This is a genomic window from Vibrio sp. 2134-1 (assembly GCF_033339495.1).
On the sequence record NZ_JAWOUS010000115.1, the window covers coordinates 1 to 1,129 of the forward strand.

At 47.3% G+C, this 1,129-nt stretch carries 1 protein-coding gene; it reads right to left on the reverse strand.

Annotated features, from left to right (window positions below):
- Window positions 1-1,129, reverse strand: a 1,129-nt coding sequence (tuf, locus tag R7R78_RS24255) for an elongation factor Tu (protein ID WP_017633725.1), incomplete at both ends; no start/stop codon positions are given.

Consider the following 1,129-nt stretch of genomic DNA (forward strand, 5'->3'; position numbering starts at 1 on the left):
ATCGCGAAACGTAGACCTTCGTCCATTGCGATTGGTGCGATTAGCTCTACAGTCATCTGTACGTTGTCGCCTGGCATTACCATTTCTACGCCGTCTGGTAGCTGGATGTCACCAGTTACGTCAGTTGTACGGAAGTAGAATTGTGGACGGTAGCCTTTGAAGAATGGAGTGTGACGACCACCTTCATCTTTAGACAGTACGTATACTTCTGATTCGAACTTAGTGTGTGGAGTGATTGAACCAGGCTTAGCTAGTACTTGACCACGTTCAACTTCGTCACGCTTAGTACCACGTAGAAGTGCACCAACGTTCTCACCTGCACGGCCCTCGTCTAGAAGCTTACGGAACATCTCAACACCAGTACATGTAGTTGTAGTAGTGTCTTTGATACCTACGATAGCAACTTCGTCACCTACAGTTAGGATACCACGCTCGATACGGCCAGTTACTACTGTACCACGACCTTGGATTGAGAATACGTCTTCGATAGGCATTAGGAATGGCTGATCTACCGCACGCTCTGGCTCAGGGATGTAAGTATCTAGAGCTTCTGCTAGTTCAACGATTTTCGCTTCCCACTGCTCTTCGCCGTTTAGTGCGCCTAGTGCAGAACCTTGGATAACTGGTAGGTCATCACCTGGGAAATCGTATTCAGATAGAAGTTCACGAACTTCCATTTCTACTAGTTCTAGTAGCTCTTCATCGTCAACCATGTCACATTTGTTCATGAATACGATGATGTATGGGATACCAACCTGACGGCCTAGTAGGATGTGCTCACGAGTTTGTGGCATTGGGCCATCTGTCGCAGCAACAACTAGGATACCACCGTCCATCTGTGCAGCACCAGTGATCATGTTTTTAACATAGTCAGCGTGTCCTGGACAGTCAACGTGTGCGTAGTGGCGTGATGGAGTGTCGTACTCAACGTGAGAAGTTGCGATTGTGATACCGCGCTCACGCTCTTCTGGAGCGTTATCGATAGATGCGAAGTCTTTAGCTACACCGCCGTAAACTTTAGCAAGAGTAGTACAGATAGCTGCAGTTAGAGTTGTTTTACCGTGGTCAACGTGGCCGATAGTACCAACGTTAACGTGCGGTTTCGTACGTTCAAATTTTTCTTTAGACA